This window comes from Comamonas sp. Z1 (assembly GCF_008121555.1).
GTDB classification, from domain to species: Bacteria; Pseudomonadota; Gammaproteobacteria; order Burkholderiales; family Burkholderiaceae_C; genus Comamonas; species Comamonas thiooxydans.
This window is the reverse complement of sequence record NZ_VOQT01000014.1, coordinates 39079-61801: the sequence shown is the minus strand read 5'-3', so window position 1 is coordinate 61801 and position 22723 is coordinate 39079. Positions and strand designations below refer to the sequence as shown.

Here is a 22723-nt window from a genome sequence, read left to right as displayed (position 1 = left end):
GCATCTAGCGCTTTTCGCTGCGCTGCAGCGTTTTCAGCTCGTGCTCCAGCAGTTGTTGAAAGAGCGGACTGCCGGGTGCCAGCAGCCAGACCACTGCGCCATGAATCAGCAGGCCCAGACCCCAGCCCAGAGCCGGGTAGATGGCCCAGTGCCGTCCCTGGCTCAAAGCCAGGGCCATCAGGCACAGATTCACCGCGGCATAGACCGCAGCATGGATATACCAGCCTAGCTTCATGCCGGCGCGGCGGCGTGCCTGCTGGCGCAGAGCGTCTTCAGAGATCGGGTTCATGTTTTTTCCTTGTCGAGCGTGGGATGAGGGCGGGGATCAGGCCAATCGCTGCCACAGCAGATTGCCGAGCAGGCGGCCCGGAAGCAGCGTGAACAGCCCTGCGAGGACGCAGCTGCCGAAGTACAGCTTGCGCATGACGCTGCGGTGCTGGGCGATGCGCCGATGCGCCAGATGCCAGAAGGACAGTGCGAGGCCACCCAGCGTCACGGGGATCAGCAGATGGATGGGCGTGAAGCCTGCCCAGTTGGGCAGCTTGAAGTCGCGTATGAACAAGGCGGAGATGGCGGTGGCCAGCATGAGCAGCACAAAGCCACGGCCTGCGATTCTGTGCAGCCAGGGCAGCGGGCCGGCATGGCGCCTGGCCCAGAGTGCAATGGCTCCGGTCAGAGTGGCCGCGATGGCGGAACTCATGTGAAAGGCAATCAATGGCGTGAGTTGCATGGCTGGCTCCTGGTGCTTGCACATGACTGTGCAAGCCGGGCCTGCTGCCGGCCAGCGCTTTGCGACGAAGTGAGCAGACAAGGGAGTCAGTTGCACCTCGGCAGGTGTGAGTGGTGTATTGGTTCTGCTTGTGCTTGTGCTTGTGCTTGTGCTTGTGCTTGTGCTTGTGCTTGTGCTTGTGCTTGTGCTTGTGCTTGTGCTTGTGCTTGTGCTTGTGCTTGTGCTTGTGCTTGTGCTTGTGCTTGTGCTTGTTTGTGCGCGCACACATATCACGCAGCAGCTTCGGGACTTGCGGCCTGCCCTGGATCCCGTTGAGATTTCAGGGTGTTAGGCATCGGCAAAGGAGATTGATTATTAAAATTAACGATTCTGAAAATCATTCTCAATAACATCAATAATGTTCCTGCTACGACCGATTTCCCTGGCTACCCTCGCACTGTGCAGCCAGCAGAGTGTTTTTGCCCAGACTTCCAGCACTGAATCAGAAGCTGCCCTGCAGACCGTGACCGTGGAGGCCAGCGCCGATGCTTCGGCCCAGGGTCTGGCCAAGTCTTTTGCGGGTGGGCAGGTAGCTACCGGAGCACGCAACGGCATTCTGGGAACGCGGGACTGGAAGGAGTCCTCGTTTTCGTCGACGGCCTATACCAGTCAGCTAATCGAAGACACTCAGTCCAAGAGTGTGGGTGATGTGCTACTGAGCGATCCGTCGGTGCGGCAGGCGCGCGGCTATGGCAACTTCCAGGAGCTGTACATGCTGCGAGGCATGCCGGTCTATTCCGACGACATTGCCTACAACGGCCTTTATGGCTTGCTGCCGCGCCAGTATGTGGCATCTGAATTCTTCGAGCGTGTGGAGGTGCTGCGCGGTGCGAATGCCTTCCTCAACGGTGCGGCTCCTGGCGGCAGCGGCGTGGGGGGCGTGATCAGCCTGTTGCCTAAGCGCGCAGGCAGCGAGCCACTGACTCAGGTGAGCACGGGAATACAAACGGGCGGTCAGGCTTATGCCTCTGCAGATCTGTCGCGCCGTTTCGGCCCGGACCAGAGCACGGGCGTACGCCTGAATGCCGTGCGCCGCGACGGCGGTACAGGAGTCAAGGGCGAGGACCGTACATTGACCGCTTTGGGTCTGGGCCTGGACTGGCGCAGCCGCGACGTGCGTCTGTCGGCCGATGTGGGCTATCAGCGCAACAGCTATCGCGGTGGGCGACCCAGCGTCACACCTTCTGACTTTATCCCTGTCGTGCCGGACAACAAGACTAATTACGCTCAGAGTTGGGCCTTCTCCACCGAACGTGACGTTTTCGCCACCCTGCGCGGAGAGTGGGACATCAACTCCACGACCACAGCCTGGGCTGCCGGTGGTCTACGCCGCAGCAAGGAAGACAACATCAATAGCAATGTGACCGTGCTCAATGTTCAGGGCGATACCACGGGCACGCGTTTCGACAACCTGCGCAAGGACCGCGTGGGCACGGCAGAGGCCGGCATTCGCACCCGTCTGCAGACAGGTAGCGTTGGTCATGAACTGGTGGCCTCGGCCAGCACCTATTCCGCCTCGGAGACCGGTGCCTGGGCCATGGCTTCGGGCGTGAGCAACAACCTCTACAACCCCTATGCCAGCCTCATGCCGCAGAACACCTTCTTCGGTGGCTCCATGGCCAATCCTTACAAGGTGGGCGAAACCCGCTTCGACAGTCTGGCACTGAGCGACACACTGTCGATGTACGAAGACCGCCTGCAGGTGACCCTGGGACTGCGTCGTCAGCGCATAGACCAGAGCAGCTACGACTACAACACCGGCCTGCAGACCGATAGCTACCGCAAATCCGCCACTACGCCCGCTCTGGGCGTGGTGTTCAAGGCCACCGACGATGTCTCCGTTTACGTCAACTACATCGAGGCCCTGACCAAGGGCGCCGTGGCACCCGCCACGGCCAATAGCCTGCCTGTACTGAATGCCGGTCAGGTGTTCTCGCCATATAAGTCCAAGCAAAAAGAGCTGGGCGTCAAATGGCAGCGCGGCACGCTGGGCGCGACGGCGGCCCTGTACACCACCGATGTGCCCAGCAGCTATGTGGTCAACCAGATGTACGGCCAGTACGGCAAGCAGCGCAACCAGGGCATGGAATTCACGGTCTTCGGCGAAGCCGCCAAGGGGTTGCGCGTGCTGGGTGGCCTGACGCTGACCCAGGCCAAGATCAAGCAGGCGGCTGACGCCTCCCAGGTCGACCGCTATGCTATCGGCGTGCCCAAGACGCAGGCCACGCTGGGTGTGGATTGGGACGTGCCTGGGGTATCCGGTCTGGCACTTAATGCGCGTGTGACGCATACCTCAAGCCAGTACGCCAATGCCGCGAACACCCTGAAAGTCGCCAGCTGGACGCGCACCGACATCGGTGTGCGCTACCTGGTCGATCTGGGCAATGACCGCATGTTGACGCTGCGGGCCCGTCTGGACAATGTGTTCGACAAGAACTACTGGGCTTCGGTGGGCGGCTATCCAGGGGCCAACTATCTGGTGCAGTCGGCTCCGCGCACCCTGTCGGTCAGCGCCACGGTCAACTTCTGAGGCAGAGCGGATATGCGCGCTCTGTGGACTGTGGTTCATCGCTGGGTCGGCCTGTTTCTCGCGGCCTTCCTGGTCATGACCGGTCTCACGGGGGCGGTGCTCTCGTGGGATCATGAAATCGACGACTGGCTCAACGCCGACATGCTGCACACGCCGGGGCGCGGCCCGCTGCAGACGCCGCTGCAACTGGCCCAGGCCGTGCAGGCGGCCGATGCGCGCGCCGAGATCTCGTATATGAGCCTGGGCCTGCGCGAGGGCGAGGCGGCCTCCTTTCTGGTGCGCCCGCTGCTGGACCAGGGCACGGGCAAGCCCCATGTGCTGGGCTACAACACGGTGTTCGTGGACCCGGTGACGGGAGCCATCACCGGCCACCGAGACTCCAAGAGCCTGGCCCTGAGCTGGCGCAATCTCATGCCCTGGCTGCGCCATCTGCATGAAAGCCTGCTCAGCCCCACGTTTGCGGGCAGCAACCGCTGGGGCTACTGGTTCATGGGCGGTCTCGCGCTGTTGTGGCTGGCCGACAGCTTCTGGGCGCTGGTGCTGACCCTGCCGGTGAAGAAGAAGGCGGCTGCGGCCGGGGCGCAGGACGCCCCCGCCAAGGCTGGCGGCAAGTCCTGGTGGGCACGCTGGATGCCGTCCTGGCGCATACGCTGGGGCGCCGGTGCCTACAAGCTCAACTTCGATCTGCACCGCGCGGGTGCGCTGTGGATCTGGGGCGTGATCGTCATCGTGGCCTTTACCTCGTTCTCGATCAATCTCTACCGCGAGGTGTTCTACCCCGTAATGAGCAAGGTCTCGACCACCACGCCCGGCCCCTACGAGACGCTCAAGCCGGCACCTTTGGGCAGCTTTATCGAGCCCAAGATCGGCTTTGCCACGGCCATCGAGATCGCGCGCCAGGAAGCGGTGAGGCTGGGTATCAAGACCGAGGCCGGAGGCATCTGGTATGGCGGGGATTTCCCGTTCTACAACGTGTCCTTCTTCAATCCCGACGACGAAACCGGGGCCATGGGAATGGGGCTGTCCAATGTCTATGTGAGCTCGGAAAGCGGTGAGGTGCTGGGCAGCTATCGCCCCTGGCACGGCACGGGGGCCGATGTGTTCGTGCAGCTGCAGCTGCCGCTGCACAGCGGCCGCATTCTGGGCACCTTCGGACGTGTGCTGATATCGGTGGTCGGCGTGATGGTGGCCATGCTGTCCATCACCGGCGTCATCATCTGGTGGAAAAAACGCCGTGCCCGGAGAACGGCCCTGGCAGCTGCCTCTGCCTGAAACCACAAAGCCACCCTGCGGTGGCTTTGTGCATTGCGCGCTGCGCGCGGGAGCGGCAAAGCCGCTCAGTCCTTCTTCAGGCACTCGCTCATGAAGGCCTTGCGCTCGTCGCCCTTTTTGCCGGCGGCATCGGCATTGCAGCTCTTCATGCGTTCCTGCTGACGCTTTTTGCCGTCGGACAGGCAGGACTTCATGAACTCCTTGCGTTCATCGCCCTTCTTGCCCGTGGCTTCGGTGTTGCAGGTGCCCATGAGCTGCTGCTGGGCGGTTTTGGGTTTGTCGCCGGCAGCCATGCTCATGCTGCAGGCCAGGGAGACAACAGCCAGGACCACAAATTTTTTCATGATGGTGTGATTTTTGAAAAAACGCCGACAACCGGCGCGCAGCTATTGCAGCACAAGCGCGTGACTTTGCCCAGAAGCGCCGACCGTGTCTTGTAAAAGTTTGCGATTGTCTGTCGATAGGCGGCCGGAAAAGGTCTTGTGAGCGCGAACGGGAAAATGGCGAGCGGATAATGGGCGGCTTTGCTTCAACCCTGCATCCAAAGGACGATTCGCGTGGATACTTTATTGCTGGTCAAGGCCGCCATCATGGGCATTGTGGAAGGGCTGACCGAGTTCTTGCCGATTTCCTCCACCGGCCACCTGATCCTGGCGGGTTCGCTGATGGGTTTTGTCGGCGGCAAGGCCAAGGTGTTTGAGATTGCGATCCAGACCGGGGCCATCTTTGCCGTGATGCTGGTGTACTGGCAGAAGATCCGGGACACGCTGGTGGAGCTGCCCAGCAGCCGCCAGGCGCAGAAGTTTGCGCTCAACGTCATCATCGGCTTCTTGCCTGCCGTGGTGCTGGCGCTGCTGTTCGGCAAATATGTGCAGGAGCATCTGTTCACGCCAGTCATCGTGGCGACCACCTTCATCCTCGGCGGCTTTGTGATTCTCTGGGCTGAGAAGCGGCCCGCCGCCGCCACCCGCGTGCAGTCGGTGGACGATATGACCGCTCTCGATGCGCTCAAGGTCGGCCTGGTGCAGTGCTTTGCCCTGGTGCCCGGCACCAGCCGCAGCGGCTCCACCATCATCGGCGGCATGCTCATGGGCCTGTCGCGCAAGGCCGCCACGGACTTCTCGTTCTTCCTGGCCATGCCCACGCTGATCGGCGCGGGCGTCTACAGCCTCTACAAGGAGCGCGCGCTGCTGTCCATGGCGGATGTGCCTCTGTTTGCCGTGGGCCTGATCTTTTCCTTCATCAGCGCCTGGCTGTGCGTGCGCTGGCTGCTGCGCTTTATCTCCACCAACAGCTTTGTGCCGTTTGCCTGGTACCGCATCGTTTTCGGCATCATCGTGCTGGTGACGGCCTATACCGGCATCGTGGACTGGCACCATTGAGCGTTTGGTGCTGCCCACAAAAAAGCCGCTTGCGTGATAGCAAGCGGCTTTTTTAATAGCTTGCAGCGCTTGTTCTGATTGAATTACAGGTTGTTTTGATGCTGAAATCGTTAGCTGAAAAGCGCAAGAAGCTACTTATTTGTGAGTACTGCCAGCTGATTTCTGCAAAATAGTCTGCTCCATATTGAGCAGCGAAGCCTCGATGGCGGCGGCAGTGGCCTCGGGCCGCTCCATGGGAAACAGATGGCCGCCGTCCAGCATGGTGATGCGCCCGCGCGTGATGCGCTGCGTCATCTCCATGCCCACCTGGCGCATCTCCACCGATGAACGACCGCCGATGAAGGCCACCGGGCAGCGCACGGGGTGACGCCTGAGTTGGTTGTTGAGATTGCTGGGCAGTGTGTTGTAGATGGCGGTCTCCACCTCGCGCCTGAACAGCAGGCTGCGCTTGTCCTGGTCGTCCTCCAGGCCGTGCTGCACATAGTCCTGCAGCACCTGCGGGTGCCACTGGGCAAAGGCCTTCTTGCCACGGAAATACTCCAGCGCCTCCTCGTTGCTGGCCCAGGTGGTGCGCCGGCGCTGGCTGATCTTGCCGGGAGAGACCGAGGCCACGATCTGCGTTTGCTTGGCCAGGCCCACGGCGTTCGCCTTCCAGCCGCCCAGCAGGGGCGAGTCGATGAGCAGCACGCCGCGCGCCAGATCGGGGCGTTTGGAGGCGGCCTGAAAACTCAGAATGCCGCCCAGCGAGTGGCCCACCAGATAGACCGGCTGGCCGTGCCGCTCGACCTGCTGCTCTATGTATTCGATCAGCTCGTCCACCAGATGCGGCCAGTGGTTGGTGACGGGGCGCTTGGGATCATGGCCGAAGCGCTGCACGCCGCCGGCTTCGATGCCGCGCTGGCGCAGCAGAGAAAACAACAGGCGATAGGTTCCGATGGGAAAGCTGTTGGCGTGCGCGAAGACCACGGGCAGGGTGTTGGGCTTGCCGGTTGTTGCAGTGGGCTGGGACATGAGAGGCGGGCTGGATATGAAAAACGCCCCCAAAGGGGCGTCGGAGCGTCGATCAGTTTAGCGCCTTGAAAGGCCTGCCTGTCTTTGCATGCGTGCCTGCTCCTCTGCCGTCTGCAGGCGCTGGTATTCATCGGCCATGCTCAGGCCCGCCTGAGCCGGCACCACGGGCTGGCGCAGCGCGGCGGGCGGGCAGTTGCCCGCACCCAGTCCATGGGCCGAGCGCGAGGCGGCCGGTGCTCCGACCTTGACCAGCGGGTGCGCACGCGGGCTGTGAATGCGAATCGGCGTGTCGGTCTGGCCGCCGTCCCAGGCCGGATCGTCGATGCTGTCGAAGACATGGCGCAGGCGCTCGCCCCAGCTGTCGTGCAGCATGCGCAGATAGGGGTTGTCGGCATCCAGGCAGACAATGCGGTCCGTGGCGAAGCGGTTGTTCTCGTAGACGATCAGATCCAGCGGCAGGCCTACCGAGAGGTTGGACTTGAGCGTGCTGTCCATGGACACCAGAGCGCACTTGGCGGCCTCGTCCAGCGGGGTCTCGGAGGTGATGACGCGGTCCAGCACGGGCTTGCCGTACTTGGATTCGCCGATCTGGAAGTAGGGCGTCTCGCCCGTGGCCTCGATGAAGTTGCCCGCCGAATAGACCTGGAACAGGCGCATGCGCTCGCCCTGGATCTGGCCGCCGAAAATCATGGAGACATTGAAGTCCACCCCGGCGCGCTGCAGGGCCGTGGCTTCGCGCTCATGCACATGGCGCACGGCCGCACCCAACACGCGCGCGGCATCGAACATGCTGCGCACATTCCAGATGGTCAGCATCTCGTCTGTGGTCGTGTCGTGCAGCTGAAAGCTCTCCAGCAGCTCGCGCACCGACTGGGTGATGGACAGATTGCCGGCCGATTGCAGCACCATGAAGCGCTCGCCCGGTTGCTCGTACAGCATGACCTTGCGGAAGGTGCTGATCTGGTCGAGTCCGGCATTGGTGCGGGAGTCGGACAGAAACACCAGGCCGGCGTTGAGCTTGAGGGCGACGCAGTATGTCATGGGTGATAGAGGCAATAATGAAAAACGTATGAATGTCAGGCGCAGCAAGCGCTGAGTGCTTCTAAATGTATAGCTTCAAACACAGGCTGCTACGCGATTCTAGAAGGGTTTTAATAATGCCGGTTATGGCTCTGTAACTGCTGCCGGTACCGCGCCCATGCCTGGGTGCGGGAACGGGCTGAGGAAGTCCCTGAGCTGCGCCGCCTGTATGCGTGAGAAGATGCCGCCCCTTGATGGAACACTTGCTTACAGCTGGTTAGAAGAGGGACTCCAATGCACGCATTTCGCAACCTGTCGATACGGACCAAGCTCATGTCCAGCATGGTGAGCTGCCTGCTGCTGTTCGTGGCGATTTCCACGGCGCTGGGCTTTGTGCTGACGGGCGCCAGCCTGCGCGAGCGTGTGGTAGGTCAGGAGCTGCCGGCCGTGGTGGGTGAGATCCGCAACGACATCCTGCGCCAGATCGGTACGCCACTGGCCATGGCCAGGTCGGTGGCCGGCAACAGCTTTGTGCTGGACTGGGAAGCCGCGGGCGAGCCCGAGGATGGCAATGCGGCCTGGGCAAGGTATGCCCAGGCCGTCAAGCAGCAGGCCGGGGCCTCATCGGTGTTCTGGGTGTCGGGCAGCACGGGCCAGTATTTCGGCGAGCAGGGACCGATGCGCAAGCTGGCGCCCAAGGGCCAGGGTGACCAATGGTTCTATGAGCTGCTGGCCGGGGACAAGTCGCAGGTGCTGGAGATCGACAAGGACGTGAGCTCCAACGCCTATATGCTGTTCATCAATGTCCGTTTCGATGCCGGCCAGGGCAGGCAGGGCATTGCGGGCCTGGGCCTGTCGGTGGATGAGCTGGCGCAGGCCGTGCGCGCCTACCAGGTGGGCGAGTCCGGCTCGGTCTCCCTGGTGCGCGGCAACGGCAGCATTCTCGTGCACCGCGACCCGGCGCTGGTGGATGGCAAGCACTGGCTCAAGGACCGGCCCGGTTTCAGCGCCGAGCTCAGCGCTGCGCTGTTGAACCGCGAGCGCTTTGCCCATGCCATGTACGAGGCGCCCTCGGGCCGCCAATTGATTGCTTCCTCCTATGTGCCCGAGCTGGACCTGTACGTGGTTGCCGAGCTGCCCGAGGCTCAGGTGCTGGGCGGCGTGCGACGAACCATTGCGCTGACCTCGGCCGTGGCCGGCCTGGTGGGCGGCGGCATCGGCCTGCTGGTGATCTGGCTGGTGAGCCGGGCGATTGCGGCGCCCGTGGGGCGCGCGGCGCGCATGCTGGAGGAGATTGCCGACGGCCATGGCGATCTGAGCCGTCGTATGCCGGTGGAGAGCAATGACGAGGTGGGGGCGCTGGCCTCGGCCTTCAACCGCTTTGTCTCGTCGCTGGAGCGCATGGTGGGGGCCGTACGCCAGGCCGCCGATTCGATTTCCGTGGCCAGCTCCGAAGTGGCCCAGGGCAACCAGGACCTGAGCCAGCGCACCGAACAGGCGGCCAGTGCCTTGCAGCAGACGGCGGCATCGCTGTCGGTGCTGACGGACAGCGTGCAGGCCAATACCGAAGCCACGCGCAGCGCAGGTGACCTGGCTCAGTCGGCGCGCGGCGTGGCCGAGCGTGGCGGAACGGCCTTCCAGCAGGTGGTGATGACCATGGAGGGCATCAACCACTCGTCGCGCAAGATTGCCGACATCATCGGCGTGATCGACTCCATCGCTTTCCAGACCAATATCCTGGCGCTGAACGCAGCCGTGGAGGCCGCGCGTGCCGGCGAGCAGGGCCGCGGCTTTTCCGTGGTGGCGGCCGAGGTGCGCAGCCTGGCCCAGCGCTCGGCCGAAGCTGCAAAGGAAGTACGCCAGCTCATCACTGACTCCGTGACCCAGGTGGGCAGCGGATCGCAGCAGGTGGCGCATGCGGGGGCCACCATGCAGGAGTTGCTGGACGCCGTGGCCAGGGTGACGCGAATCATCGAGGAGATCAGCGATGCTTCGCAGACCCAGGGGCGCGGCATCGCCGAGATCAACCAGTCCGTGGCCGGGCTGGACGATGCCACGCAGCAGAACTCAGCCCTGGTCGAGCAGTCGGCAGCTGCCGCGACCAGCCTGCGCGAGCAGGCCGCACGTCTGATGGGTGAGGTGTCTGCCTTCAAGCTGGGCGAAGTACCGCAGCGCAGCCTGTCCGTGCAGGAGCAGGAGCAGCAGCCGCAACTGCTGGAGGCCTGAACAGGCCGGGCCTGAAGGGATCAGGCCCGGGCTTGAGTCCGCAAGGCTTGGAGTGTGTTCTTAGGCGGTGCCGGCGCTCAGTTTCTTGAGCTGGTAGAGCACTTCCAGCGCTTCGCGCGGGCTCAGCGCATCGGGGTTGACGTCGGCCATGGCCTGATCCAGCGGGCTGGGCGCGGCGCTTGCGTCCACCAGCTCCGGCGCATCGAACAGATTGACCTGCAGCTCGTTCTCGCCGGCCTGGGATTCGAGTGCCTCCAGCGCATGGCGTGCATGGTTGAGAACGCCTGCGGGCATACCGGCCAGCTTGGCGACCTGGATACCGTAGCTGCGACTGGCGGGGCCGGCCTGAATCTCGTGCAGAAACACGATGTCGCTGCCCGACTCCGCTGCGCTGACATGCACGTTGACGGCGGCCTTGGCCTTGGCGGGCAGCTCGGTCAGCTCGAAGTAGTGCGTGGCAAACAGCGTGAACGCCTTGGTCTTGTCGTGCAGCTGGCTGGCAATGCCGCTGGCCAGGGCCAGTCCGTCGAAGGTGCTGGTGCCGCGGCCGATCTCGTCCATCAGCACCAGGGAGTGGGGCGTAGCCGAATGCAGAATCTGCGCTGCCTCGGTCATCTCCATCATGAAGGTGGACTGGGCATTGGCCAGATCGTCGGCGGCGCCGATACGCGTGTGGATGGCATCGATGGGCCCCAGACGGCAGGCGCCGGCGGGCACATAGCTGCCCATGCTGGCCAGCAGCACGATCAAGGCCACCTGGCGCATATAGGTCGATTTACCGCCCATGTTCGGACCGGTGATGATCTGCATGCGCGTGTTGAGATTCATGCGCGTTTGGTTGGCGATGAAGCTGCCGCTGGAGGTCTCTGCCATGCGTGCTTCCACCACGGGGTGGCGGCCAGCCTCGATCTCTATGCAGGGCTGGCTGACGAACTGAGGCTCGGCCCAGTTCAGCGTCAGCGAGCGCTCGGCCAGCGTGCACAGAACGTCCAGTGCGGCAATCGCCTGGGCCACGCGCGTGAGCTGGGGCACATGGGGCTGAAGCTGGTCGAGCAGCTGCTCGAACAGGAACTTCTCGCGCTGCAGCGCTCGCTCCTGGGCCGACAAGGCCTTGTCCTCGAAAGCCTTGAGCTCGGGCGTGATGTAACGCTCGGCGTTCTTGAGCGTCTGGCGGCGGCGAAAACGCTCGGGTACCGCATCCTTGTAGCTGTTGGTGACCTCGATATAGAAGCCATGCACCTTGTTGAACTGCACGCGCAGGTTGGGAATGCCGGTGAGCAGCTTTTCCTTGGCCTCCAGCTCCAGCAGAAACTCGTCGCAGTTGTTCTGGATGGCGCGCAGCTCGTCGAGTTCGGCGTCAAAGCCCGTGGCGATCACGCCGCCGTCACGCACCAGCGCTGCGGGCTCTTCATGAATAGCGCGCGCCAGCAGCTCGGCACAGCCTTCGGGCGGAATCAGGTCGCTGAAGATCTGCGTCAGATAGGCCGACGGAGCCTGTCCGGACTGCGCCAGCAGCTTCGCTTTTTCCAGTGTTTTGGACAGGCCCACCAGCTCGCGCGGGCGCACCTGGCGCAGGGCGATGCGGGCGGTAATGCGCTCCACATCGCTCACGCCCTTGAGCTCGGCGCGCAGGGCTTGCCAGGGGGCCATGCCTGCCCCGGTGCCGCGCAGCACGCCAATGGCTTCCAGGCGCTGCATGGCTGCCTTGCGATTGCGTTCGGGCTCCAGCAGCCAGGTCTTGAGCAGGCGGCTGCCCATGCCGGTCATGCAGCTGTCCAGCAGCGAAAACAGCGTGGGCGCATCTTCGCCGCGCAGCGTCTTGACCAGCTCCAGATTGCGGCGCGTGGCCAGCGGCAGGGCAATCAGCTCGTCGTCACGCTGTACCTGGATGGCGTGGATATGGGTGAGATTGCGGCCCTGGGTATGTTCGGCATAGGACAGCAGGGCGGCACCGGCACCATGGGCCAGCGGCAGACCTTCGGCCTCCCAGGCCTTGAGGCTGGCCGCGCCCAGCAGCTCCAGCAGCTTGCGCTCGCCGAGGCCCGAGTCAAACTGCCAGTCAGGGCGGGGTGACAGAGGGCAACTGATGGCGCCGCTGTGCTTGACGGCAAACAGGGCTTGCTCGAAGCGCTCGGTGACTCCGGCGCTGTAGATCACTTCGCTGGGTGAGATGCGCGACAGCCAGGCGCCCAGTTCATCGGCCGCGCATTCGGCCATGTGAATGCGACCCTGGGTCATGGCCATCCAGGCCAGTCCCACGCGCTGGCGGCCGGCGGTGTGCAGGGCCAGCAGAATGGCTTCGCTCTTGTCGGAAAGCAGCTCGCTGTCCGTCAGTGTGCCGGGCGTGACCACGCGCACGACCTTGCGCTCCACCGGACCTTTGCCCACGCCGATTTCGCCGACCTGCTCGCAGATCGCCACCGACTCGCCCATCTTGATCAGGCGGCCCAGATAGTTTTCCAGGGCGTGGAAAGGTACGCCGGCCATGGGAATGGGCTGGCCTGCGGTCTGGCCGCGCGTGGTCAGCGTGATGTCCAGCAGGCGCGTGACTTTTTCGGCATCGCCAAAGAACAGCTCGTAAAAGTCTCCCATGCGGTAGAAAACCAGCGTGTCGGGGTGGTCGGCTTTGAGCTTGAAGTACTGCTGCATCATCGGCGTATGCGCCGAGAGGTCAGTCATGTCTGGGGAGTAGGGCAGCGACGGGGATTCTGTGCTTGTCTGGGTCATCGCTTCAGCGGTATGCAAAACAGGGGGCGCCGCGCCGGTGCTGGGCGGGCGCCGAATGCTGCATTATCCGTGATGCCCAATAGCAGGGGACATGGCTGTTTTTTGGCTATTTGGCAGAGGCCGTCTGCACGCCTTGCTCGGATTGAGAGCCAGAGCCTTGATCGTCGTCATGAATGGGGCGGTAGCCCGGGCCGAAGGACACATCGCCAAGCCTCCAGCCCGCGCGGCAACTGAAGGCTCCCCAGAAGCGCTTCAAGGTGTACCACTGCATGGCGATCAGGCCGCGCTCGTTGTCGGCATCGACCTCGGGGTCGCTCACGCCCGTGGGGCGTAGTTCCTCGTCGTGATAGAGGGCGGTGCCGAACAACTGATCCCACCAGGGCAGAACCTGGCCGAAGTTGCAGTTGTGGCGCTCGGGGCGCTCGGCATCGCGCAGCATATGGTGGTTGCGGTGAAAGCGTGGGCCGACCAGCAGGCGCTCGCCCATTTGGCCCAGCCAGCCCAGACGCAGCGCTACGTTGGCATGGGAGAAGTTCTGCACCAGCTCGCTGAGCAAGCCCAGCATGGCGAACTCGGAGGGCTCCACGCCCATGGCCAGACCTACGCTGGCCAGCACAAAGCTTTGCAGCATGCCGTCCAGATAGTTGCTGCGATCATTGCTCCAGCAGCTCATCTGGCGCTGGCTGTGGTGCATGCTGTGCATGGCCCACCACCAGGGAATGACGTGCTGGGCGCGGTGCATCCAGTAATACGTGAAGTCGTAGACCACGTAGTACACGGCAAACAATATATAGGGGTGGCCTTCAAACCAGGGCAGCCAGGCCTTGAGGCCGCTGGCCTCCTCGGTGGCAGGCCCGCCGCCCAGCATATGGGCGACCGGCATGAGGATCAAAAAGCTGAACAGCGGAAACAGGCCCAGCAGCATGAGCAGGGTGTAGTTGCGGTCCACCGTGGTGTGGCGGCGGTCGGCCCAGCGTTCGGCGGGAAGCAGACTCTCCAGCGGCCGCATCATACAGCCGATCAGAAACAGCTGCAGCAGCGCGATCAGGATGCCGGCGGCTATCTCGCGCGGATCGCCTGCTGCCTCTGCAATATGGAGTGCGTTGACCACGGGAGTCACCGCATGCACGGAAACCCAGTCAATGGCCAGCGCCCAATGCTGGCTGAAGAAGTCCATCATATTGTTCTGCCCATTTGTCGTCGGGCAGATTCTGGACCGGGAGTTTGTGGATTCTGTGGAGAGACGTACACCTCCAGCGCTTGTCCACTGCTTGTGGACTCGGCCCCCAAGGAGTGTTTATTGCCTGGGGGCGGCCTGGCGGCATAAAAAAAGGGCCCGGTCCACCGGACCAGGCCCTTTCCGCAGTCGTGGGGCGACCGCCTTTTTTATTCTGCGTTCTTCTGGCCTTCTTCGGCCACCGCCTCTGCACCTTCTTCGGCGGGGGCTTCGAATTCGCCAGTCTTGACAGCCTGACGCACAGCCGCTTTTTCGCCAGCGGTGGCGAACTTGCTGAACTTGCCCAGCACGGGAATCAGCGAACCATAGATGCGTGGGTTGGCGGCCAGGATTTCGCGTTGTTCCAGGAAGTCGGCTTCACCCGTGAAGTTGCCCACCAGACCACCGGCTTCGCTGACCAGCAGAGAACCGGCAGCCACGTCCCAGATGGACAGGCCGGACTCAAAGAAGCCGTCGGCAAAGCCGGCAGCCACATAGGCCAGGTCCAGGGCGGCGGAGCCGGGGCGACGCACGCCGGCCGTGCGCTGCATGACTTCGCCCAGCATCAGCATGTATTGCTTGAAGTTGTCGCCACGGCGGAAGGGGAAGCCCGTGGAGATCAGGCAATCACGCAGCTGGGTGCGCTTGGAGACGCGGATGCGGCGCTCGTTCAGATAGGCTCCACGGCCCTTGGTGGCCGTGAACAGGTCGTTGCGGCTGGGGTCATAGATCACGGCGTGTTCGATCTTGCCCTTGTAGGCCAGGGCAATGCTCACGCAGTACACGGGGAAGCCGTGGATGAAGTTGGTGGTGCCGTCCAGGGGGTCGATGATCCAGACATGGTCGGAGTTCTTGGCACCATGCTCGCTGCCCGATTCTTCGGCCAGGATGGAATGCTGGGGGTAGGCGTTGAGCAGCGTCTCAATGATGATGCGCTCGGCAGCCTGGTCTACCTCGGTCACAAAGTCGTTCACCTGCTTTTGCGCAACGCGCACCGATTCCACATCCAGTGCGGCACGGTTGATGAGGGCGCCAGCGGCGCGAGCAGCCTTGATGGCCACGTTGAGCATGGGGTGCAGGGAGTTCGACATAAATTGTGAGTGCGTTGGCGATGCAGCCCGGAGCAAAACTGGGCTGAACTACGCGGGTAAGAACGTAAAAGCCGCGACCGGCGATGCGGGGCGGCGACAATGGGCGCAATTCTACCCAGCCTGCACTTTTTTTGCTTGTTCGTCCCGGCGACTCGAGGGTCTTCTCTGCGGCACTTGCGGATGCGAGAGGGAACAGGTGGCGTAGTCTGCTGTCTTATCAAGGCCACAAGTGGGGCCTTTTGCATTGTTCTGCGTTGATGAAAACCCGATTCGTACTGATTGAAACCAGCCATGCCGGCAATGTGGGCGCGGCCGCCCGAGCGCTCAAGACCATGGGCTTCGACGACCTGGTGCTGGTGCGCCCGCGCTACAAGAACGTGCTGCGCAAGGAAGAAACCATTCAGCGTGCCAGCGGAGCACTGGATGTGCTGGACAAGGCCCGCGTGGTCGACACCCTGGAGGAAGCCCTGGACGGCATCAGCCATATGTGCGCGACGGCGATGACGCCACGCGACTTCGGCCCGCCCACACGCACTCCGCGCGAGCATTTCGAGTTGCTCCTGAAAGGAGAACTCGATACGCGCTCTGTGTCTGAAGTGGACGCAGGTCTGACCGATAACCTGCCCACATCCGGTGCGACCTGCAACCAGAAGGGCGTGGCCTTTTTGTTCGGTTGCGAGCGCTTTGGCATGAGCAACGACGATGTCTACCGCTGCGATGTGGCGCTGTCGATTCCGTCCAATCCGCAGTTCGGCTCGCTCAATCTGGGCTCGGCCATTCAGGTCGTTGCCTATGACTGGCGCGTGGCACTGGGTGGATTTCCCGTGGTGGAGCACACGCCCGAGGCGCATCGCGCCGACATGGCCCAGGTGCAGGGCATGCTGGGCCACTGGGAGCAGGCCTTGGCCCATATCGGCTTTCTGGACCCGGCAGCGCCCAAGAAGCTCATGCCCCGGCTTAACCAGCTTTTCAACCGCGCGCAGCTGACCCAGGAAGAAATCCATATTCTTCGCGGTGTTGCCAAAGCCATGCTGCAGAGCCAGCCACCAACCCGCTAGACTTCACAAGCTAAACATTCCTCACGTTGTTATTTGATGCTTGATCGCCTGCGCTCCGACATCCAGTGCATTCTTGACCGCGACCCCGCGGCCCGCAGCACCTGGGAGGTCATCACCTGTTATCCGGGGCTGCACGCCATCTGGCTGCAGCGCCCTGCGCACTGGTGCTGGACGCATGGCTTCAAATGGCTGGGGCGCTTCATCTCGCACATGGGGCGCTGGTTCACCGGCATTGAAATCCACCCCGGTGCCGTCATTGGTCGCGAGGTCTTCATCGATCACGGCATGGGTGTCGTGATCGGCGAAACCGCCGTGGTGGGCGATGGCTGCACCATCTATCACGGTGTCACCTTGGGCGGTACCTCGCTCTACAAGGGCGCCAAGCGCCACCCTACGCTGGGCAAGAATGTGGTGGTCAGTGCCGGCGCCAAGGTGCTGGGCGGCTTCGAGGTAGGCGATGGTGCCAAGATAGGCAGCAATGCCGTGGTCATCAAGCCCGTGCCTGCAGGTGCGACTGCCGTGGGCATTCCGGCGCGCATCATTCCCAGCAAGACTGGGCATAGCGCCGATGTGACCGAGCATGAGTCGGCACCCAAGGTCGAGGCCAAGGCGCAAACGGCTGTCGTGATTGACGAGGATTGCGGCAAGAGCGGCTTCACCGCCTATGGCGTGACGGCCGAAGTCGACCCCGTGGCCCAGGCCATGCGCTCTCTGTCCGAAGGCGCTGCCGGCCATGAAAAGCAGATTGCACTGCTGTGGGCCGCCATTGAGAAGCTCTCGATTCAAGGCCATGTAAAGGACTGTGTGCCCTGCGAGTCCGAACGACCCGAGGCATTCCAGAAGGACAAGATTGATCAGATTCTGGGCAAGTAAACCCCAGGCGCTTGTCCATGGATCGCTTGATGCTTCTGCTCTGCCAGTGAAAGCCAATGCCTGTCGTTGGCTTTTTTCATGGTGCTTGCCCGTAGTCGATTTGAGGGGCGAAAGCCCTGCCTGTCCGGCCGAGACTGCTTGCCAACTCAAACCCAAGGCGAGCAATGATGAATGTGGAACAGGCCATGCAGCAGCGCCATTCGGTGCGTGCTTTTTTGCCAAGGAGGGTGGATGCGGCGCTGGTCAGGGATTTGCTGGCGCAGGCCGGACTAGCGGCTTCAGGCGGCAACCTCCAGCCCTGGCGCGTGATAGCGCTGACGGGGGACAGCCTTCAGGCCTTGCGCCAGGCCATGCCTGCGGCGACCCCCAACTCTGATCCTGCCCTGGTCTATCCACCTCAGCTGTGGGAGCCCTATCGCAGCCGCCGCTTTGACAATGGCGAGGATCTCTATCGTTCCATAGGCATGGGGCGTGAGGACAGGAGTGGGCGGTTGCTGCAGCTAGCCCGGAACACCCATATGTTTGGCGCACCTGTAGGCGTATTCGTCGCGGTCGAGAGCCGCATGCTGCATGCGCAGTGGGTGGATCTGGGCATCTATCTGCAATCGCTGATGCTGCTGGCGACCGGAAAGGGGTTGGCCACCTGCGCCCAGGGCTTCTGGCGCAATTACAGCGATTTTGTGAGCCGGCATCTGGCGCTGCCGCAGGGCTACCAGATCGCTTTTGGCATGGCTCTGGGCTATGAGGACAGCGCGGCACCCATCAACCAGTGGCGCTCCACCAGGGCAGAGCCCGGGGAATGGTGCGAGATGCGCGGGTTCGAATGAGCCTTGTCTTGATGCCGGTGCGGGCAGTCGCTTGACGCTTCTTCTTGCGTGGCAAGAAGGCGAGGACGAAGCGCAGGGCATCAAGCCGGGTGCCATGCAGGCAGCCCGGCTGCTTCTTCAATGCCGACCGGCTACTTCCACAGAGCGCACTTGCTCTCTTCCTTGGTGGTGAAGACCTGGTCGCCGGGCAGGGTCTTGAGCACCTTGAAGTAATCCCAGGCCTTCTTCGATTCGGCCGGCGTCTTGACCTGCAGCAGATACATGTCGTGAGCGTAGCGGCCGTCGGGGCGGATCACGCCCTTGGCATAGAAGTCCGACAGCGGCGTGGCCTTGAAGCCGGCCATGATCTTGTCGGCGTCCGTCGTGCCCAGCTTCTCGGCCAGCTTCAGATACTGCATGGCGGCCGAGTAGTTGGCTGCCTGCAGCGAGGTGGGCATCTTCTTGAACTTGGCAAAGAAGCGATCCGAGAACTTGCGGCTTTCGGGATTCAGGTCCCAATGCCAGCTGTCGGTGAACATCAGGCCTTCCGTGGCTTTGAGGCCCAGGCTGTGGATGTCGGAGCTGAACAGCAGCAGGCCGGCCAGCTTCATGGTCTTGGTCAGGCCGAACTCGCGTGCCGACTTGATGGCATTGATGGTGTCGCCGCCTGCATTGGCCAGGCCCAGAATCTGGGCCTTGGAGTTCTGAGCCTGCAGCAGGAAGGAAGAGAAGTCGGCTGTGTTCAGCGGGTGCCTGACGTTGCCCAGTACCTTGCCGCCAGCGGCATTGACCACGCGGGTGGTGTCGGCCTCCAGCGCCTGGCCAAAGGCATAGTCGGCCGTCAGAAAGAACCAGCTCTTGCCGCCCAGCTCCACCACTGCCTTGCCCGTGCCCTTGGCCAGCGCCACGGTGTCATAAGCATAGTGCACGAAATAGGGACTGCACTGATCGTTGGTCAGTGCCGAAGTGCCCGCGCCGTTGATGATGTAGACCTTTTTCTTCTCGTCGGCCACCTTGCCCATGGCCAGGCCGGCACTGGAGGTGGTGCCGCCGATTAGCATGTTCATGCCCTGGGTGTCGAACCACTCGCGTGCCTTGCTGGCCGCGATATCGGCCTTGTTTTGGTGGTCGGCCGTCAATACTTCGATGGGCTTGCCCAGCAGCTTGCCGCCAAAGTCGTCCACAGCCATCTGCACGGCCAGAGCACCACCCTTGCCGTCCACATCGGCATAGAGGCCCGACATATCGGTGATGAAGCCGATGCGAATCTTGTCCTGCGCCTGAGCGCCTGCAGCGGTCAGCAGGCATCCCAGTGCCAGCGTCAATGTTCTTGGGGAAAAAACGGTAGCGGAGCAAACAGAGCGAGGCTTCATCAGAGTCATCTCCTGAGGTGGTGAGTACCCGGTCACTGCGACGGGCAGCCAGCATGGTCGCAGTTGGAGCAGGGCGCGCCATCAGGGCAAGCACCGGGGCGGCTGCGACAAGGTATCCACGGCGACTCGGGAAAATGCCGCAAGCTCCTACACTGCACACCAGTGATTTAGGAAAGTAGAAGAGATGGATATTCGTCAAGCATTGCAGCAGCGTCGTTCGGTGCGCGCTTTTCTGCCGCAGGCCGTGGCTGCTGCCACGGTGCGGGACTTGCTGGAGACCGCAGCGCAGGCGCCGTCCGGCGGCAATATGCAGCCCTGGCGTGTGACCGCAGTGGGCGGACAGGCGCTCAAGGATCTGTGCGCCAGGGCCAGGGAGACCGAGGCCGTGCAGCGCCCCGGCCTGTCCTATCCACCCGGTTTGTGGGAGCCCTACCGCAGTCGCCGCTTTGAAAACGGCGAAGATCTGTATCGCTCACTCAATATCGGTCGCGAGGACAAGGCAGCACGTCTGGCCCAGCTGGCCAAGAACGGCCAGATGTTCGGTGCGCCAGTGGGTATTTTCGTGGCCGTGGAGGAGCGCATGGGCTATGCGCAATGGGTGGATCTGGGCATCTATCTGCAGTCCTTCATGCTGCTGGCGGTGGAGAAAGGTCTGGCCACCTGTGCCCAGGGCTTCTGGCGCATGTACAACGACATGCTGATCGAACAGCTGGCATTGCCGGATGGCTACCAGATTGCCTTTGGCATTGCCCTGGGCCACGAGGATGTCAGCGCGCCCATCAACCAGTGGCGCGCAAGCCGTGCTGCCAGCAATGAATGGCTGGCGCTGCAGGGGCTGGATTGAACGGCGGATTAGACGCTTGAGGGTCAGGATAGTTAAACAGCTTCAAGAGTGCGCAAATTGTGGCAAAACCAGCCTATACTGCGTGCAGCTCCGGGGTGTGCGAAAGCGCTGAGATGCCAGTCACTGTGAAAACAGTGCAGGCGAACCCGACGAACTTGATCCGGTTCATACCGGCGGAAGAAGAGCGGGACCCTGACGCAGGGCCGATGGATTGACAGGGCAACTGGCACGAGTGCCAGCCCTGAAAGTCATAGGCACAGCAAACCCCAGGCGCCTCGCGCACTGGGGTTTTGTCTTTTCTGGACAGCCGGTGCGTGAAGAACCAGGCCGAAATTGCAGAATTTCGGCGGCACAGGCCGGATACCCATAGCGGGCCGGGCCAGTGCAGGGCAAGATCAGAGCAGGGCCGCACTCCACGGAGCGTTTGATGCACTTCAACCGCTTTGAGGAGACTGCGATGAACGCCCCTGATTCCATTTTTACGCCTGCTGCAGGTCATGCCCCCGATGCCGCCCGTTTTGCCGAGCTGCTGGCTCAGTCGCGCCAGCCGTTTCCCGCATCGACCAAGAGCTATCTGAGTGGCGCGCTGCATCCGCAGCTGCGTGTGCCGGTGCGCGATATTGCGCTCACCAATGGAGAGCAGGTCAGCGTCTACGACACCTCGGGCCCCTATACCGATCCCGCCGTACAGATCGACGTGCGCCAGGGCTTGCCCAGCGTGCGAGGTGCCTGGATCGAAGCGCGCGGCGACAGCGAATACTACGTGGGTCGCCTGCGTGTGGCGCTGGACGACGGCGGCAAGCGCGGCGAGGAAGATGCGCGCGTGGCCCAGCTGCGCGCCGAGGCGGCCGCGCTGCAGCGCCAGCCGCGCCGTGCCAAATCAGGCCAGAACGTGACCCAGATGCACTATGCCAAGCGCGGCATCATCACGCCCGAGATGGAGTATGTGGCCCTGCGTGAAAACGGTCGCCGTGAATGGATGGCGCAGTACCAGCAGGACGCGGCGCGCGAGCTGCGCCTGGCCGGCAACAGCCTGGGCGCGGCGATCCCGAAGATCATCACACCCGAATTCGTGCGCGACGAAGTGGCGCGCGGCCGCGCCATCATTCCGGCCAATATCAACCACCCTGAAATCGAGCCCATGGCCATCGGCCGCAATTTCAAGGTCAAGATCAACGCCAACATCGGCAATTCGGCCGTGACTTCCAGCATCGAGGAAGAGGTGGAAAAGCTGGTCTGGGCCATTCGCTGGGGCGCGGACAATGTCATGGACCTGTCCACCGGCAAGAACATCCACACCACGCGCGACTGGATTGTGCGCAACTCGCCCGTGCCCATCGGCACCGTGCCCATCTATCAGGCGCTGGAAAAGGTCGGCGGCATTGCCGAGGATCTGACCTGGGAGATCTTTCGCGACACGCTGGTCGAGCAGGCCGAGCAGGGCGTGGACTACTTCACCATCCACGCCGGCGTGCGCCTGGCCTACATCCACCTCACGGCCCAGCGCCGCACCGGCATCGTCTCGCGCGGCGGCTCCATCATGGCCAAGTGGTGCATGGCTCATCACCGCGAGAGCTTCCTCTACGAACATTTCGAGGACATCTGCGACATCATGAAGCAGTATGACGTGAGCTTCTCGCTGGGCGATGGCCTGCGTCCCGGCTGCGCGTCGGATGCCAACGACGATGCCCAGTTTGCCGAGCTGGCCACGCTGGGCGAGCTGACGCAGATCGCCTGGAAGCACGATGTGCAGACCATGATCGAAGGCCCTGGCCATGTGCCCATGCACATGATCCAGCAGAACATGACCGAGCAGCTCAAGCACTGCCACGAGGCCCCGTTCTACACCCTGGGCCCGCTGACCATAGACATCGCCCCCGGCTACGACCACATCGCCAGCGCCATCGGCGCGGCCATGATCGGCTGGTTCGGCACGGCCATGCTGTGCTATGTCACGCCCAAGGAGCATCTGGGTCTGCCCGACCGAGACGACGTCAAGCAGGGCATCATCGCCTACAAGATTGCGGCCCATGCCGCGGATGTCGCCAAGGGCCATCCGGGCGCGCGTTCGCGTGACGATGCGCTCTCCCTGGCGCGCTTCGACTTCCGCTGGCAGGACCAGTTCAACCTGGGACTGGATCCCGACACGGCCCAGGCCTACCACGACGAAACCCTGCCCAAGGACAGCGCCAAGGTGGCCCATTTCTGCTCCATGTGCGGACCCAAGTTCTGCTCCATGAAGATCACCCAGGAAGTGCGCGACTTTGCCAAGCAGCAAGGCGTGAGCGCCGAGAACAGCATTGCCGTGGGCATGCAGGCCAAGGCGGCGGAGTTCAATCAGGCGGGCGGCGATTTCTACATTCCCATCGTCAATGCCTCGACCGACACCACGGCACGTTGACCTGAGCTGAAGCCGGGCTGCGGCACTTGTGCATCAAGCGCTTTTGCCCGTCGCCATGAAAAATGCAGGCCGCAGGGCCTGCCTTTTTGCCGAGTGATGCCGCAGGGCTGCGGCGTTCGGCTTG

Annotated in this window: 18 protein-coding genes and 1 riboswitch; of the genes, 9 read left to right on the top strand and 9 right to left on the bottom strand. The window is 62.8% G+C overall.

The features are described 5' to 3' along the window. Positions 1–4 precede the first annotated feature (4 nt). Positions 5–289 carry a 2TM domain-containing protein gene (locus FSY45_RS20835; protein ID WP_046460901.1) on the bottom strand — a complete coding sequence of 95 codons (285 nt, stop codon included), beginning with the start codon at positions 287–289 and terminating at the stop codon, positions 5–7. Between the two features lie 36 nt (positions 290–325). Next, positions 326–730, bottom strand: a complete 405-nt coding sequence (locus tag FSY45_RS20830) for a DUF2306 domain-containing protein (RefSeq protein ID WP_003069222.1) — start codon at positions 728–730, stop codon at positions 326–328. A 397-nt stretch (positions 731–1127) separates the two neighbouring features. On the opposite strand from FSY45_RS20830, the gene FSY45_RS20820 reads away from it, so the two are divergent. After that, positions 1128–3299 carry a TonB-dependent siderophore receptor gene (locus FSY45_RS20820; RefSeq protein WP_148748371.1) on the top strand — a complete coding sequence of 724 codons (2172 nt, stop codon included), beginning with the start codon at positions 1128–1130 and terminating at the stop codon, positions 3297–3299. A gap of 12 nt (positions 3300–3311) precedes the next feature. Continuing rightward, positions 3312–4571 carry a PepSY domain-containing protein gene (locus FSY45_RS20815; protein ID WP_046460899.1) on the top strand — a complete coding sequence of 420 codons (1260 nt, stop codon included), beginning with the start codon at positions 3312–3314 and terminating at the stop codon, positions 4569–4571. Positions 4572–4636: 65 nt separating this feature from the next. Here the strand turns inward: FSY45_RS20815 and FSY45_RS20810 are convergent, their stop codons facing one another. Continuing rightward, positions 4637–4915: a PsiF family protein gene (locus tag FSY45_RS20810; RefSeq protein WP_003052901.1), complete on the bottom strand. Its 279-nt coding sequence runs from the start codon at positions 4913–4915 to the stop codon at positions 4637–4639. 213 nt (positions 4916–5128) lie between these two features. Here FSY45_RS20810 and FSY45_RS20805 point away from each other — a divergent pair, with 213 nt between their 5' ends. Next, positions 5129–5953 carry an undecaprenyl-diphosphate phosphatase gene (locus tag FSY45_RS20805; protein ID WP_034409450.1) on the top strand — a complete coding sequence of 275 codons (825 nt, stop codon included), beginning with the start codon at positions 5129–5131 and terminating at the stop codon, positions 5951–5953. A 135-nt stretch (positions 5954–6088) separates the two neighbouring features. Here FSY45_RS20805 and FSY45_RS20800 read toward each other — a convergent pair whose 3' ends face one another. After that, positions 6089–6964 (bottom strand): alpha/beta hydrolase, encoded by an 876-nt coding sequence (locus FSY45_RS20800; protein WP_046460898.1) that lies wholly within the window; start codon positions 6962–6964, stop codon positions 6089–6091. Positions 6965–7021: 57 nt separating this feature from the next. Then, positions 7022–8005, bottom strand: a complete 984-nt coding sequence (locus FSY45_RS20795) for a proteasome-type protease (protein ID WP_046460897.1) — start codon at positions 8003–8005, stop codon at positions 7022–7024. A gap of 273 nt (positions 8006–8278) precedes the next feature. Here FSY45_RS20795 and FSY45_RS20790 point away from each other — a divergent pair, with 273 nt between their 5' ends. Continuing rightward, on the top strand, positions 8279–10210 hold the full coding sequence (locus tag FSY45_RS20790; RefSeq protein ID WP_046460896.1) for a methyl-accepting chemotaxis protein: 1932 nt from the start codon (positions 8279–8281) through the stop codon (positions 10208–10210). A gap of 60 nt (positions 10211–10270) precedes the next feature. Here FSY45_RS20790 and mutS read toward each other — a convergent pair whose 3' ends face one another. From mutS to FSY45_RS20775, 3 genes are all read right to left on the bottom strand, one after another. Continuing rightward, a complete protein-coding gene (gene mutS, locus FSY45_RS20785; RefSeq protein ID WP_370512845.1) occupies positions 10271–12889 on the bottom strand; it encodes a DNA mismatch repair protein MutS in 2619 nt (872 codons plus the stop codon). A 154-nt stretch (positions 12890–13043) separates the two neighbouring features. Beyond that, entirely contained in the window at positions 13044–14117 is a 1074-nt protein-coding gene (locus FSY45_RS20780; protein WP_080944416.1) for a sterol desaturase family protein, read from the bottom strand. Between the two features lie 206 nt (positions 14118–14323). Next, positions 14324–15244 carry an inositol monophosphatase family protein gene (locus tag FSY45_RS20775; protein WP_003069344.1) on the bottom strand — a complete coding sequence of 307 codons (921 nt, stop codon included), beginning with the start codon at positions 15242–15244 and terminating at the stop codon, positions 14324–14326. A 257-nt stretch (positions 15245–15501) separates the two neighbouring features. Here FSY45_RS20775 and FSY45_RS20770 point away from each other — a divergent pair, with 257 nt between their 5' ends. The 3 genes from FSY45_RS20770 to FSY45_RS20760 all read left to right on the top strand — a co-directional run bounded on the left by FSY45_RS20770 (position 15502) and on the right by FSY45_RS20760 (position 18002). Further along, positions 15502–16302, top strand: a complete 801-nt coding sequence (locus tag FSY45_RS20770; protein ID WP_046460894.1) for an RNA methyltransferase — start codon at positions 15502–15504, stop codon at positions 16300–16302. Between the two features lie 36 nt (positions 16303–16338). Next, entirely contained in the window at positions 16339–17175 is an 837-nt protein-coding gene (cysE, locus tag FSY45_RS20765) for a serine O-acetyltransferase (protein WP_012839329.1), read from the top strand. A gap of 167 nt (positions 17176–17342) precedes the next feature. Then, positions 17343–18002 carry a nitroreductase gene (locus FSY45_RS20760; RefSeq protein ID WP_046460931.1) on the top strand — a complete coding sequence of 220 codons (660 nt, stop codon included), beginning with the start codon at positions 17343–17345 and terminating at the stop codon, positions 18000–18002. Positions 18003–18133: 131 nt separating this feature from the next. Here the strand turns inward: FSY45_RS20760 and FSY45_RS20755 are convergent, their stop codons facing one another. Next, on the bottom strand, positions 18134–19354 hold the full coding sequence (locus FSY45_RS20755) for an ABC transporter substrate-binding protein (protein ID WP_034363015.1): 1221 nt from the start codon (positions 19352–19354) through the stop codon (positions 18134–18136). Positions 19355–19538: 184 nt separating this feature from the next. Between FSY45_RS20755 and FSY45_RS20750 the strand changes: the two genes are divergently transcribed. Both FSY45_RS20750 and thiC read left to right on the top strand, forming a co-directional pair. Beyond that, a complete protein-coding gene (locus tag FSY45_RS20750) occupies positions 19539–20198 on the top strand; it encodes a nitroreductase (RefSeq protein ID WP_046460893.1) in 660 nt (219 codons plus the stop codon). An 81-nt stretch (positions 20199–20279) separates the two neighbouring features. Beyond that, positions 20280–20397, top strand: a riboswitch (TPP riboswitch). A 258-nt stretch (positions 20398–20655) separates the two neighbouring features. Beyond that, positions 20656–22599, top strand: coding sequence for a phosphomethylpyrimidine synthase ThiC (gene thiC, locus FSY45_RS20745; RefSeq protein ID WP_046460892.1), 1944 nt, complete (start codon positions 20656–20658; stop codon positions 22597–22599). Positions 22600–22723 lie beyond the last annotated feature (124 nt).

Excerpts from the sequence above, each read along its gene's own strand:
- FSY45_RS20815 (WP_046460899.1), top strand. The coding sequence starts at position 3,312 with ATGCGCGCTCTGTGGACTGTGGTTCATCGCTGGGTCGGCCTGTTTCTC.
- FSY45_RS20835 (WP_046460901.1), bottom strand. The coding sequence starts at position 289 with ATGAACCCGATCTCTGAAGACGCTCTGCGCCAGCAGGCACGCCGCCGC.
- FSY45_RS20755 (WP_034363015.1), bottom strand. The coding sequence starts at position 19,354 with ATGAAGCCTCGCTCTGTTTGCTCCGCTACCGTTTTTTCCCCAAGAACA.
- FSY45_RS20780 (WP_080944416.1), bottom strand. The coding sequence starts at position 14,117 with ATGATGGACTTCTTCAGCCAGCATTGGGCGCTGGCCATTGACTGGGTT.
- thiC (WP_046460892.1), top strand. The coding sequence starts at position 20,656 with ATGAACGCCCCTGATTCCATTTTTACGCCTGCTGCAGGTCATGCCCCC.
- FSY45_RS20810 (WP_003052901.1), bottom strand. The coding sequence starts at position 4,915 with ATGAAAAAATTTGTGGTCCTGGCTGTTGTCTCCCTGGCCTGCAGCATG.
- FSY45_RS20760 (WP_046460931.1), top strand. The coding sequence starts at position 17,343 with ATGAATGTGGAACAGGCCATGCAGCAGCGCCATTCGGTGCGTGCTTTT.
- cysE (WP_012839329.1), top strand. The coding sequence starts at position 16,339 with ATGCTTGATCGCCTGCGCTCCGACATCCAGTGCATTCTTGACCGCGAC.
- FSY45_RS20750 (WP_046460893.1), top strand. The coding sequence starts at position 19,539 with ATGGATATTCGTCAAGCATTGCAGCAGCGTCGTTCGGTGCGCGCTTTT.
- FSY45_RS20790 (WP_046460896.1), top strand. The coding sequence starts at position 8,279 with ATGCACGCATTTCGCAACCTGTCGATACGGACCAAGCTCATGTCCAGC.
- FSY45_RS20775 (WP_003069344.1), bottom strand. The coding sequence starts at position 15,244 with ATGTCGAACTCCCTGCACCCCATGCTCAACGTGGCCATCAAGGCTGCT.
- FSY45_RS20770 (WP_046460894.1), top strand. The coding sequence starts at position 15,502 with ATGAAAACCCGATTCGTACTGATTGAAACCAGCCATGCCGGCAATGTG.
- FSY45_RS20795 (WP_046460897.1), bottom strand. The coding sequence starts at position 8,005 with ATGACATACTGCGTCGCCCTCAAGCTCAACGCCGGCCTGGTGTTTCTG.
- FSY45_RS20800 (WP_046460898.1), bottom strand. The coding sequence starts at position 6,964 with ATGTCCCAGCCCACTGCAACAACCGGCAAGCCCAACACCCTGCCCGTG.
- mutS (WP_370512845.1), bottom strand. The coding sequence starts at position 12,889 with ATGACTGACCTCTCGGCGCATACGCCGATGATGCAGCAGTACTTCAAG.
- FSY45_RS20820 (WP_148748371.1), top strand. The coding sequence starts at position 1,128 with ATGTTCCTGCTACGACCGATTTCCCTGGCTACCCTCGCACTGTGCAGC.
- FSY45_RS20830 (WP_003069222.1), bottom strand. The coding sequence starts at position 730 with ATGCAACTCACGCCATTGATTGCCTTTCACATGAGTTCCGCCATCGCG.